This window comes from Amycolatopsis sp. lyj-23 (assembly GCF_046549135.1).
Taxonomy (GTDB): Bacteria; Actinomycetota; Actinomycetes; order Mycobacteriales; family Pseudonocardiaceae; genus Amycolatopsis.
The window spans coordinates 503,957-516,207 of sequence record NZ_JAJPWN010000001.1; the positions used below are offsets into that span (position 1 = coordinate 503,957).

Sequence of the window (12,251 nt, forward strand, 5' to 3'; positions counted from 1 at the left end):
CGAACGTCGTAGGTCTTGCCACGGCTTCGATCGGCGACTGTATGAGCGGCCCGACTGTACTTTTTCCCAAAGGCCGCCCGAGCAGCCGGTATTCCGGCCAGAGCTGGGGTTTTCCCTGGGCGTACCGGCGCACACTTCGGACTGACCCCGCCACAGCAGGACGACCGGCACAGCAGGACGACCGCGACAAGGGAAGGCAGTTCCCATGGACACCGCCCAGCGCCCCATTCTCTTCGTCGGCCTACCGGAGAGCGGGCTGTTGAACCCGCTGCTGGTGCTGGCGGGCGAGCTGGCCGCCCGCGGCACCGAAGACCTCTGGTTCGCCACCGACGAACACCGGCGGGCGGAGGTCACCGCGCTGTCCGGCCGCAGCGAGGTGCGGTTCGCCTCGCTCGGCGACCCGGTGCCGGAGCTGTCCGCGGTCACCTGGGACGACGAGGTGTACGCGGCGGTGACCCAGCGCTCGCGGTTCAAGGCCACCAAGGCGCTGATCGAGCACTCCTACGACCCCAGCCTGCAGGTGGACAAGTACCGACGGCTCGAGGCCGTCGTGGCGCAGGTGCGGCCCGCGCTGATGGTGATCGACGTGATGTGCACGTTCGCGCTCAACCTGGCCATCACCAAGGGCATCCCGTTCGTGCCGACCGTACCGTTCCTGCCCAGCAACGTGCTGACCGGCAACATCCCGTTCAGCAAGTCCTACACGCCACGGGGCTTCCCGGTGCCGCGCTCGGGTCTGCCGTACCCGATGAGCGCGGTTCAGCAGCTGGCCAACCGGCTGTTCAAGCTGCGCACCGTCCTCATGTTCGCCAACCCCCGGATGTCCAAAGTGCTCAAGCAGGGCGGCGAGATCCGCAAGCAGCTCGGCATCGCGCCGGCGGCCGCCAAGGCGATGGCCCGGATCGACCTCGCCGATCTGGTGCTGTGCTTCTCCGTGGCGGAACTGGACTACCCCTTCACGCTGCCGGACAAGGTGAAACTGGTCGGCGCGCTCGTCCCGGACCTGCCGCAGGCACCCGGCGACCGCAGCATCACCGACTGGCTGGACGCCCAGGACTCCGTGGTGTACATGGGTTTCGGCACGATCACCCGGCTGACCCGGGACGAGGTGCACGCGCTGGTCGAGGTGGCCCGGCGGCTGAGCGCGCACCAGTTCCTCTGGAAGCTGCCCGCCGAGCAGCAGCACCTGCTGCCGCCGGCCGGATCGCTGCCGGCCAACCTGCGGATCGAAAGCTGGCTGCCGTCCCAGCTCGACGTGCTGGCCCACCCCAAGGTCCGGGTGTTCTTCAACCACGCCGGCGGGAACGCCTACCACGAAGGCCTCTACTTCGGGAAGCCGCTGGTGTCCCGGCCGCTGTGGGTGGACTGCTACGACCAGGCGGTGCGCGCCGAGAGCTTCGGTGTCGGCCTCACGGTGGACCGGCCGTACACAGTGGACCCGGACGACGTCGTGGACAAGCTGACCCGCGTGCTGACCGAACCCGCGTTCACCGAGCGGGCCGCCCACACGTCCGCGCTGCTGCAGGCCGCGGGCGGGCGGCGCACCGCCGCCGATCTGCTGATGAAGCTGCCCGCGCTGGCCTGAGGAGCGACGAAACCGTGGCCTACACCTATTCCGTGTCCCGCCCCAGCCTGACCGGCCGGGAACTCGAGTACGTCACCGAAGGGATCAGCGACGGCTGGATCTCCTCGCAGGGACCGCACGTGCGCCGCTTCGAACGCGCTTTCGCCGACTACAACGGCGTCGCGCACGGCGTCGCCTGTTCCTCCGGCACCACCGCGCTCACCCTCGCCCTGCGCGCGCTCGGCGTCGGCCCGGGCGACGAGGTGATCGTGCCGGAGTTCACCATGATCGCCAGCGCCTGGGCGGTCACCTACACCGGCGCGACGCCGGTGTTCGTCGACTGCGGGGACGACCTGAACCTCGACGTCGCCCGGATCGAGGAGAAGATCACCCCGCGCACCAAGGTGCTCATGCCGGTGCACATCTACGGCCGCCGCTGCGACATGGACCCGATCATGCGGCTGGCCCACGAGTACAACCTGTTCGTCGTGGAGGACTCGGCCGAGGCGCACGGCGTCCGCCCGGTCGGCGACATCGCGTGCTTCTCGCTCTACGCCAACAAGATCATCACCGCCGGCGAAGGCGGCATCTGCGTGACCGACGACGCCCGGCTGGCCGGCCAGATGGCGCACCTGCGGGGCATGGCCTTTTCCGATGACCACTCGTTCCTGCACAAGAAGCTGGCCTACAACTTCCGGATGACCGACATGCAGGCCGCGGTGGCGCTGGCCCAGACCGAGCGGCTGGACGACCTGCTGGCCGCGCGCAAGGAGATCGAGCGGCGCTACGACGAGGGCCTGGCCGGGATCGACGGCATCACGCTGATGCCGCCCCGCGACGTGCTGTGGATGTACGACGTGCGGGCCGAGCGCCGCGACGAACTGCGGGACCACCTGGCCGCCGAGGGCATCGAGACCCGGCTGTTCTTCAAGCCGATGAGCCGCCAGCCCGGCTACCTCGACCCGTCGTGGCCCGCGCTCAACGCCTCCCGGTTCGCCGCGGACGGCTTCTACCTGCCCACCTACGTCGGGCTGAGCGCGAGCGACCAGGAGTTCATCACCGGAAAGGTGCGGGAGTTCTACACCGCCTGACCGGCCCGTTTCCCGTCTGCCTACGGAAAGTGCGATGACGAGCACCGACACCCCCATGGTCGAGTTCCCGGTGCGGCGACCGGGCGAACCCTTCCCGCCCGACGCCTACGCGGGCTACCGCGAGCGGCCCGGCCTGGTCCGCACCACCCTGGCCACCGGCCAGCCGGTCTGGCTGGTCTCCCGGCACGAGGACGTGCGGGCCGTGCTGACCGACCGCCGGATCAGCGCGAACCCGGAGAACGCGGGCTTCCCCAAGGTCGGCCGGACCGGCGGGGTCCCGACGCAGGAGGAGATCCCCGGCTGGTTCGTCGGCCTCGACCCGCCCGAGCACGACCGGTTCCGCAAGGCGCTGATCCCGGAGTTCTCGGTCCGCCGCATCCGGGCGTGGCAGCCGTTGATCCAGCGCACGGTGGACGAGTGCGTGGACGCGCTGCTGGCCAAGGGCGGCCGGGCCGACCTGGTCGAGGACTTCGCGCTGGCGGTGCCCTCCCTGGTGATCTCGACCATGCTGGGCGTACCCCACGACGACCGGCCCTTCTTCGAGGCCAAGACCAAGATCCTGGTCAACCTGCAGCGCAGCACAGAGCAGGAGCGCGCGGACGCGGTCCGGCAGCTGCTGCGCTACATCACCCGGCTGATCGGCATCAAGCAGAAGTGGCCGGGCGACGACCTGATCACCCGGATCCTCGCCACCGGGGCGATCACGCCCCAGGAGATGTCCGGCGTGGTCATGCTGCTGCTGATCGCCGGGCACGAGACCACGGCCAACAACATCTCGCTCGGCGTGGTCACGCTGCTGGCCAACCCGGCGTGGATCGGGGACGAGCGGGTGGTGGAGGAGCTGGTCCGGTACCACTCCGTGGCCGACCTGGTCGCCATGCGCACCGCCGTCGAGGACGTCGAGATCGGCGGCCAGCTGATCCGCGCGGGCGAAGGCCTGATCCCGCTGATCGCCGCGGCCAACCACGACACGGCCGCGTTCGCCTGCCCGCACGAGTTCAAGCCGGACCGCCCGGCCCGCAACCACGTCGCGTTCGGCTTCGGCGTGCACCAGTGCCTGGGCCAGAACCTGGTCCGGGCCGAGATGGCCGCGGTCTACAAAACGCTGTTCGAACGGGTGCCGACGCTCCGGATCGACGCTCCCCTCGAGGAGCTGCCCTTCAAGTACGACGGCACGCTGTTCGGCCTGCACGCGCTGCCCGTGCGCTGGCAACCCACCCCCGGACCGGACGAGGAGGCGCGGCATGAGCGGTGAGCGGCACCCGCTGGTCCGCTGGTTTTCGGCGTTGGGATCGGCGCTTTCGGGTCACCGGCTCGACCACTCGCACCCGGAGGCGGTCGAGCTGACCGGGCCGTGCTACCCCGCCTGGTGCGTCGCCTTCGCCGGCAGCACGTGGAACGGCGTCGGCGCTCCCCCGCCCGGACCGTGCGGCTCGCACTGCGCGCAGCGCCGCTGAACCCGGCCCCGCGACCCGAGGAGGAAACCGTGCGGATCACCGTCGACACCGGACGCTGCATCGGCGCGGGCCAGTGCGTGCTGACCGCGCCGGAGGTGTTCGACCAGAACGACAGCGGCATCGTCACGGTGCTGCGGCCGGCCCCGTCCGGTGGTGACGCGGCCGCCGCGCGCGAGGCCGCGCTGGTGTGCCCGTCCGCGACGATCACCGTCGAATAGCGCTGCCGCGGCACCGGCCGCCGAAAGGGAGGAACCGATGACCACGACGGAGGAACGGGTGCTGCTGGCGTCCGACGAGCCCTTCGTGCAACGGCTGTGCCCGCACCTGCGGGAGCCGTACGACGGTCCGCCGGTCCGGCGGATCGTCACCCCGGCCGGCGACCCGGCGTGGCTGGTGTCCCGGTACGCCGAGATCAAGGGGCTGCTGCGGGACGACCGGCTCGGGCGGTCGCACCCGGACCCGGGCCGCAAGCCGCAGTACGCCGGCAACCCCACCTACGACCTGGCCACCGCCACCGACCACGGGGCCGGCGACAAGTTCCACCACGACCTGCGCAAGGTGCTGCAGCCGCACTTCGCGGCCCGGCACATGCTGCATCTGCGGCCGAAGGTGGAGGAGCTGACCGCGGGCCTGGTCGAGGCGTTCGCCGCCCGGCCGCGCCCGGCCGACCTGCACGCCGGCCTGTCGGCCCCGCTGACGCTGCTGGTGATCTGCGAGCTGCTGGGCGTGCCCGCGGACGAACGCGAGCAGTGCGCGGCCCTGGTGTCCCGGATGGGCGGCGTGGCCGACGAGGAGGGTGACGGCACGGCCGCGTTCTTCGGTTACCTGCGCGACCTGGCCGCCCGCAAGCGGGCGGCGCCGGCAGACGACGTCATGTCCCGCCTGGTGACCGGCAACGACGTGACCGACGAGCAGGTCGGCGAGATCGCCATGCTGCTGCTGTTCGCCGGCATCGGCTCGACGGTCAAGCAGATCGACTACGGTTTCCTGTTGCTGGCCAACGATCCGGCGCAGCGCGACGCGGTGGCGGCCGATCCGGACCTGGTGCCGCGGGCCGTCGAAGAGATGCTGCGGGTGTCCGGCAGCCTCAGCCTGCCGCGGTACGCCCGCGAGGACATCGAGATCGGCGGCGTGACCATCGGCAAGGACGAGCTGGTGCTGCTGGACCTGGCCCGGGCCAACATGGACGTCGACGCCTTCGACTGCCCGGCCGAATTCGACGTCGGCCGCGCGCCCAACCGGCACCTGACCTTCGCGCACGGCGCGTGGGCCTGCATGGGCGCTCCGCTGGCCCGGATCCTGATGCAGGTGCTGTTCACCCGCCTGCTGAGCCGCCTGCCCGGCCTGCGGCCGCTGGTCCCCGCGGCCGAGGTGGCCACCACGGACGCCCCGCTGGGCGGCGGCCTCACCGACGAACTGCTCGTCACCTGGTAAGTCCCCGTCCGCCAGGGCCGTCACCTTCCGGTGGCGGCCCTTTCGCGTGATCGCCCGCCCGTTTGGGGCGGAAATCGCTGCGGCAAAAGGGAAGGCCGCGCGCCCCGGCGGCCGGCCGGGGCGCGCGGCCCTTCGGGGCCTGTCCGCTCGACCTCTTGCGACCCCGGCGCTCGCCGATCCGCCGTCTGGTAGGGAAGGCAAGCCGCGGCGCCGACCCCGACAAGAACCGCCGCGTGGTCGCGCCTGTCGCGCAAGGGAAAGCCGCGCGCCCCGGCGGCCGGCCGGGGCGCGCGGCTGTTCACAAACCTCAGGGCGCCGGGGCCAGCGCCGGGAGCTGCTCCAGCCACTCGCCGATGATCGCGGCCGTCAGCGGGGCGTGTTCCTGGGACAGGGCGAAGTGGTTGGACTGGACCGTGCGGATCGTGTCGGTGCCGTCCACCAGTGCCCGCTGCTCGGGTGGGGCCTCGCTGCCCTCCTCGCCGCAGCGGACCAGGATCTTCGGCACCGTCGTCCGGTAGTCCGCCATCGCCGGCAGCTTGTTCAGCCAGGACGCCATGCCCGACAGGCGGGCCGCTTCGATCGTGGTGGTCTCCGAGCGGATGGTGGTCATCATGTCTTCGGCCATGCCCATGTAGTCGGTCGAGTCGTCGCCGGCGTGGCGGAGGCTGAGCGTGTCCAGCATGACGACGCCCGCCGCGCGGATGCCCCACGTGTTCTCGAGCAGGCCGGCCGCGGCGAGGGCGAGCACGCCGCCGGAAGAGTGGCCGACGATCACGAACGGCTGGCCGTCCGCGGCCTCCAGCACGCTCTCCGCGACCACCCGGGCCGCGGCCGAAGCGGTGGCGGGCAACGGCTCGCCCTGGGCGAACCCGATCAGCGGCAGCGACCGCACGGTCCGGACGCCCTGGAACTGCGCGGCGATCCGGGCGTACTGGTGCACGCCGCCGACCACGACCGGGGAGCTGATGCAGATCAGCCGCGGCCCGGCCGGGCCTTCGGACAGGGTGAGCGGCGCGGGCAGCTCCTCCAGTTCGGCCGGGGCGTCGAAGGTGGGCCGGACGGCGGCGACCGCCTTGAGCATGTCCATGCCGGCCTGCAGCTTCCCGGCCCGCAGGGACTCGAAGAACAGGTGCCCGACCGTGTCGTGCACGGGCGCGCCGCCGAGGCCGCCCCCGGCAAACGCGCCGCCGGCCGCCAGTTCGGCCGCGAGCCAGCCGGCCAGCCGGGCCGGGGTCGGGTTCTCGAAGATCACCGTGGCCGGCAGCCGCAGCCCGGCCGCCTCGGCCAGGCTGTTGCGCAGCTGCACGGCGATGAGCGAGTCGAAGCCGGCGTCCATGAACTGCGTGTCGACGTCGACCGCGGCCGGGTCCGTGTGCCCGAGCGCGCGGGCCGCGTGCTCGACCACCACCGAGCGCAGCAGCGCCACCCGGTCGTCCGGTTCGAGCCCGCGCAGCCGGTCGGTCAGGCTCGGCCCGGTGGCGGCCGCGCCGGCGGCGGCTGCGGACCGGCGCGGCGCAGGCACCAGGGCGCGCAGCACCGAGGGCACCGGGCCCTGGGCCCGTGCGGTGCCGGCGGGCAGCGCCACGAGCAGCGGCTCGATGGTGGCGACGGCCGCGTCGAACAGGGCCATGCCCTGTTCGGGGTCGATCATCGAGGCGGCGCCGGCCGCGGCCCGCCTGCGGTCCGCCGCGCTCAGCGTGCTGGTCATGCCGCTCGCGGCCCACGGGCCCCAGGCGATCGAGGTCGTCGGGAGGCCCTGCTGCCGGCGGTAGGCGGCCAAGGCGTCCAGGAACGTGTTGGCGGCCGCGTAGTTGCTCTGCCCGCTGCCCCCGAGGATCCCGGCGATCGAGGAGTAGAGCACGAACGCGGCCAGCGGCCGGCCTTCGGTCGCCCGGTGCAGGTTCCACGCGGCATCCGCCTTCGGCGCGAGCACGGTGCCGAGCCGCTCGGAGGTCATCGATTCCAGGACGCCGTCGTCGAGCACCCCCGCGGCGTGCACGACAGCGGTCAACCGCACGCCGGACACCAGCTTGCGCACGGCTTCGAAGTCGCTGACGTCGCAGGCGGCGAACGACACCGCGTCACCCAGCTCCGCCCGCAACTCCCCCGCCCCGACGGCCGCGTCACCACGCCGGCTCACCAGCAGCACGTGCCGCTGCCCCTGAGCCACCAGGTGCCGCGCCAGGTGCGCGGCCAGACCACCGGTGCCGCCGGTGACCAGCACCGTCGCCTCCCGGTCCCACAGCGGCGGCAGGGTGAACACGGCGTAGTCGTGCCGGGCGAGGGCCTCCGGCGCCTGCCGGAGGTCGAAGAGGGGCGCGCCCACGCGCAGGGCGCCGGCGTCGGTGACACCCGGCGCCACCGGCGCCAGCGAAGAGGCAGCCACCACCAGCGGTGCGGTGCCGATCTCGCCGGACACCGTGGTCGTGACCCGGTCGCCGACGGCCACCCCGGAGACCTCGGCCCCGGCTTCGGTCACCACGCCGGTGACCTTGACCGGGCCGGAGCGGCCCAGCGCGGCCGCGGTGAGCCGCAGCCGGACTTCCCGCTCCCCCGTCGGTTCCTCGGCCGGGGCGGGCACCGCCCGCAGCTCGCCGTCGGCTCGTTCGACCACCCACGGTCCGGCCGGCGGCACCAGTGAAGGCGCTTCGGCGAGCCGGGCCAGGCGAGCCACCCTGGCCACGCCGCCGCGCACCGCCACCTGCGGCTCGTCCGCGAGGAGGGCACCCAGGCCGGGCAGCGCGGCGATCGTCTCGGGCCGGTCGTCGATGTCGAGGAGCACGAACCGGTCGGGGTGCTCGGACTGCGCGGTGCGGACCAGCCCCCAGACGGCCGAGGCGGCCAGGTCGGCGAGCGTCGAACCGGGCACGGCGACCGCGCCGCGGGTGACCACGACCAGCCGGGTCCCGGCCAGGTCCGGCCGCGAGACCCAGTCCTGGAGGACTTCCAGGACCTGCGCGGTCACCTCGTGCACCGCGGCCGTCCCGCCGCCGACCTGGAACACCGCCCAGTCGGGCCGGGAGACGGCCAGCAGGGCGGCCGTGTCCGCGGTGGGCGCCCCGAGCGCGGCGGCCAGGCCGAAGACGTCGTCGCGCAGCACCGACCAGCGGTGCCCGGTGGCGGCCGGAACCGGCTGCTCCGGCCAGCCGAGGTGCAGGAGGCCGTCCCGGGCGCCGGTGGCCGCCGGTGCGGTGGCGGAGCGCAGCAGGAGCGAGCGCACCGAGAGCACCGGCTGGCCCGCCACGTCGGTGGCGGCCAGGGTGACGGTCTCCCCGTCCTGGTGCCAGTGCGCTCGCAGCTGCCGGGCGCCGCTCGCGTGCAGGCTCACGCCGGTCCAGGAGAACGGCAGCCGGCCACCGCTGCGTTCCGGCGACACGTTCGCCTGCAGCGCCGCGTCCAGCAGCGCTGGGTGGATCCCGAATTCCCCGTCCGCCGCGCTGTCCACGGGCAGCTCCACGTCGGCATAGACGTCGTCGCCGGCGCGCCAGACCGAGCGCAGACCCTGGAAGGCCGGGCCGTAGACCAGGCCGGTGGCGGCCATCCGGGCGTAGAAGTCGGTGAAGTCGACCGGTTCGGCGCCGGGCGGCGGCCACGGCGTGGCCGCCGGGGCGGCGGCCACCGGTTCCGGGGCGAGCACCCCGCTCGCGTGCTCGGTCCACGCCCGGGTGGCGTCACCGGCCGGGCGGGAGCAGATCCGCACGTCCCGGTGGCCGGCGCCGTCCGCGCGGCCCACCACGACCTGCAGCGACACCGTGTCCGTGCGGCCGAGCACCAGCGGCACGGACAGCGTCAGCTCCTCGACCCGCGCGCAGCCGACCTGGTCGGCGGCCCGGATCGCGAGCTCGAGGAAGCCGGTGCCGGGGAACAGCACGGTGCCGCCGACCTGGTGGTCGGCCAGCCACGGGTGGGTGGCCGTCGAGACGCTCCCGGTCAGCAGCACGCCGTGGTCGTCGGCCAGGCCGACCGAGGCGCGCAGCAGCGGGTGCCCGGCGCCGATCAGGCCCCAGTCGGCCGCGTCGCCGGTGCGGGCGGACGGCGACGGCCAGAACCGCCGGTGCTGGAACGGGTAGGTCGGCAGCGGCACGGTCCTTCCGCCGAGGTCGGCGTAGCAGCGGTCCAGGTCCACTTCGGCGCCGGCCGCCCAGGCCTGGCCCAGCGCGGTGACCGCGGCGGCCTCCTCCGGGGCCTCGCGCAGCGCGGGCACGACGGTGGCCGCGCGGCCGGTGTCGGCCAGGGTCTGGCTCATCATCGAGGTGAGGGTGTGGCCGGGGCCGATCTCCAGCAACGTGCCCACCCCGGCGTCGAGCAGGGCGAGGACGCCGTCGGCGAAGCGCACCGGCTCACGCACGTGCCGCACCCAGTACTCGACGTCGCCCACCTCGCCGGTCACCGCGCGCCCGGTCAGGGTGGAGACGAGCGGGACGGCCGGCTCGTGCAGGTCGATCCCGGCCAGCGCGGACCGGAACTCCGCGAGCATCGGCTCCACCAGGGGCGAGTGGAAGGCGTGGGACACCGGCAGCCGCTTGGTCCGGCGGCCCCACGCCTCGACCTGCCCGGCCACGGCGGTCACGGCCGCCTCGGTCCCGGCGACGACCACCGCGCCCGGCGCGTTCAGCGCCGCGATGGCCACTTGGCCGCCGTGCGGCACGAGCAGCGGCGCGACCTCGGCCTCGGTGGCCGGCAACGCCACCATCGCCCCGCCGGCGGGCAGCGCCTGCATCAGGCGGGCCCGGGCGGCCACCATCCGGGCGGCGTCGGCCAGGGAGAGCACACCGGCGACGTGCGCGGCGGCGATCTCGCCGACGCTGTGCCCGGCCACCGCGGCCGGTTTCAGTCCCCAGGACTCCCACAGCCGGAACAGGGCGACTTCGACGGCGAACAGCGCCGGCTGGGCCCAGCCGGTCTCGTTCAGCGCGGCCTCGTCCCCGCCCCACAGCACGTCCTTGAGCGGTCCGGGCAGCAGCGGGTCGAGGTGGCCGCAGATCTCGGCCAGGGCTTCGGCGAAGACCGGGAAGGCGGCGGCGAGTTCCCGGCCCATGCCGAGCCGCTGCGCCCCCTGCCCGGAGAACACCACGCCCACGCCCGCGTTGCCGGCCACGCCGGTGGCGACCTCGGGCCGGTCGGTGGTGTCCGGGCGGGCCAGCAGCACGGCCCGGTGCTCCAGCGCGGAGCGGGCGGCCAGGGAGCGGCCGATGTCCACCGCCGAGCCGGTGCACTCCCGCACCCGGTCGATCTGGGCCCGCAGCGCGGCTTCCGACTTGGCCGACACCGGCCAGGGCAGCGCCGTCGCGGTGCGCCGCGGGGTGGCGGACACCTCGGCCGGCTCGTCCGCTTGTTCCAGGATGACGTGCGCGTTGGTGCCGCTGACGCCGAAGGAGGACACCCCGGCCCGGCGCGGCCGGCCGGTGTCCGGCCAGGCGACGGCTTCGGTGAGGAGTTCGGCCCGGCCGGCGGTCCAGTCCACGTGCGAGGACGGCTTGTCCACGTTGAGGGTCTTGGGCGCGAGGCCGTGGCGCATGGCCAGCACCATCTTGATCACGCCGGCCACGCCCGCGGCGGCCTGGGTGTGCCCCAGGTTGGACTTGACCGAGCCCAGCAGCACCGGCGTTTCCCGGTCCCGGCCGTAGGTGGCCAGCAGGGCCTGGGCTTCGATCGGGTCGCCGAGGGTCGTCCCGGTGCCGTGCGCTTCGACCACGTCGATGTCCGATGTGGACAGTCCGGCACTGGCCAGCGCCTGCGTGATGACCCGCTGCTGGGACGGGCCGTTGGGGGCGGTGAAGCCGTTGGACGCGCCGTCGGAGTTGACCGCCGAGCCGCGCAGCACGGCCAGGACGTGGTGCCCGTTGCGCCGCGCGTCGGACAGTTTCTCCAGCACCAGCACGCCGATGCCCTCGGACCAGCCGGTGCCGTCGGCGGCGTCGGCGAAGGCCTTGCAGCGGCCGTCGGCGGCCAAGGCGCCCTGCCGGGTGAAGCCGGCGAAGCGCAGCGCGGTGGACATCACGGTGACGCCACCGGCCAACGCCAGCGTGCACTCGCCGGACCGCAGCGCCTGCGCGGCCAGGTGCATCGCCACGAGCGCCGAAGAGCAGGCGGTGTCCACGGTGACGGCCGGGCCCTCCAGACCCAGGGTGTAGTTGACGCGGCCGGCCAGCGCGCTGGCGGCCAGGCCGGTACCGGCGTGCCCGTCCACGTCCTCGGCCGAGCGCAGCACGAGGTTGCCGTAGTCCTGGCCGTCGGTCCCGGCGAACACCCCGGTCCGGCTGCCCCGCAGGGCCAGCGGGTCGATCCCGGCTCGCTCGAACGCTTCCCACGACAGCTCCAGCAGCAGCCGCTGCTGCGGGTCCATGGCGACGGCCTCGCGCGGCGACACCCCGAAGAACGCGGCGTCGAAACCGCCGACGTCGTGCAGGAACCCGCCCTCCAGGGTCGCGCTCGCGCCCCGGCCCTCGCCGGCCAGCGCGGCCACGTCCCAGCCGCGGTCCTCCGGGAACGGGCCGATCGCGTCCTGCCCGGCCTCGACCAGCCGCCACAGGTCCTCGGGGCTGTCGATGCCGCCGGGGAACCGGCAGGCCAGGCCGACGATGGCGACGGGCTCGTGGCGGCCGGCTTCGGCTTCCTCCAGCCGCCGCCGGGTCTCGTGCAGATCCGCGGTGACCCACTTGAGGTAGTCGACGAGCTTCTTGTCGTCCGGCATCGGGCGTCCTT

General features: G+C 73.7%; 6 protein-coding genes and 1 pseudogene. 6 read left to right on the plus strand and 1 reads right to left on the minus strand.

Going from position 1 to position 12,251, the window contains the following annotated elements; all coding sequences use genetic code 11:
• The first annotated feature begins 205 nt into the window (after positions 1-205).
• Genes ACLJPY_RS02065 through ACLJPY_RS02090 form a run of 6 tightly spaced genes read left to right on the plus strand, consistent with a single transcriptional unit; the run spans position 206 to position 5,546 of the window.
• Positions 206-1,585 (plus strand): glycosyltransferase, encoded by a 1,380-nt coding sequence (locus ACLJPY_RS02065; RefSeq protein ID WP_410586245.1) that lies wholly within the window; start codon positions 206-208, stop codon positions 1,583-1,585.
• 32 nt (positions 1,586-1,617) lie between these two features.
• A complete protein-coding gene (locus ACLJPY_RS02070; protein ID WP_410586246.1) occupies positions 1,618-2,655 on the plus strand; it encodes a DegT/DnrJ/EryC1/StrS family aminotransferase in 1,038 nt (345 codons plus the stop codon).
• A 34-nt stretch (positions 2,656-2,689) separates the two neighbouring features.
• A complete protein-coding gene (locus ACLJPY_RS02075; RefSeq protein WP_410586247.1) occupies positions 2,690-3,910 on the plus strand; it encodes a cytochrome P450 in 1,221 nt (406 codons plus the stop codon).
• Positions 3,900-4,112 carry a hypothetical protein gene (locus tag ACLJPY_RS02080; protein WP_410586248.1) on the plus strand — a complete coding sequence of 71 codons (213 nt, stop codon included), beginning with the start codon at positions 3,900-3,902 and terminating at the stop codon, positions 4,110-4,112. The genes ACLJPY_RS02075 and ACLJPY_RS02080 overlap by 11 nt, the downstream gene beginning before the upstream one ends.
• Before the next feature lie 29 nt (positions 4,113-4,141).
• Entirely contained in the window at positions 4,142-4,330 is a 189-nt protein-coding gene (locus ACLJPY_RS02085) for a ferredoxin (RefSeq protein WP_410586249.1), read from the plus strand.
• A 37-nt stretch (positions 4,331-4,367) separates the two neighbouring features.
• A complete protein-coding gene (locus ACLJPY_RS02090) occupies positions 4,368-5,546 on the plus strand; it encodes a cytochrome P450 (RefSeq protein ID WP_410586250.1) in 1,179 nt (392 codons plus the stop codon).
• A 307-nt stretch (positions 5,547-5,853) separates the two neighbouring features.
• On the opposite strand, the pseudogene ACLJPY_RS02095 reads toward ACLJPY_RS02090, so the two are convergent.
• Positions 5,854-12,231: pseudogene (locus tag ACLJPY_RS02095) on the minus strand (SDR family NAD(P)-dependent oxidoreductase); the annotation flags it as partial.
• Between the last annotated feature and the right edge of the window lie 20 nt (positions 12,232-12,251).